We start from the raw sequence: 593 nt of genomic DNA on the forward strand, positions 1-593 counted from the left end.
CAGGTGAAGTAACTGTTACTCGTAGCACTGTAAAATACGGTGACCGTGTACAAGCGACTCTAGGTTACTCAATTGCAGGCGTTAAGCTAGGTTACGCATTCAACACTGGCGATTACACTGCATCTGGTAAATCTAGCACAGCTGAATCTCACCTAGTTTCTGCAGCATACGGTACATACGGTTCTGGCCTTTACGTTGCGGGTATCTACGCGTCTAACGAAAACATGAACGCTGGCCTAGCAAAAGGTACAACTCTAGAAGAGAGCACTGCATACGAGCTATTAGCAGCGTACGGTCTTTCAAACAGCCTAAACCTAAGCGTGAACTACGAAGTAGTTGAAGGTGAGCTAACGAAAGGTGCAACGACTGAGACTGCACGTGAAGAGCTAGCACTACAAGCCGAGTACAACTTCACTAGCAACATCGTTGGTTACACTGCTTACCAGTTCGACCTAAACAGCGAATCTGGCTACAAGTCTGACGACAAATGGACTATCGGTGCTCGTTACTACCTATAAGCCATTACTAATTCAGCATAGTCTTTACTCCTAAGAGTCTTACCCCTCTTAGGATACTGTCCTAAGCACATGCTA

Annotated in this window: 1 pseudogene; it reads left to right on the plus strand. The window is 45.9% G+C overall.

What is annotated here, in order from left to right:
• A pseudogene (locus tag KIV40_RS33505) lies at nt 1–518 on the plus strand (porin); the annotation flags it as partial.
• Nucleotides 519–593: the final 75 nt, after the last annotated feature.

The sequence above is a fragment of the Vibrio sp. D173a genome (genome assembly GCF_030248475.1).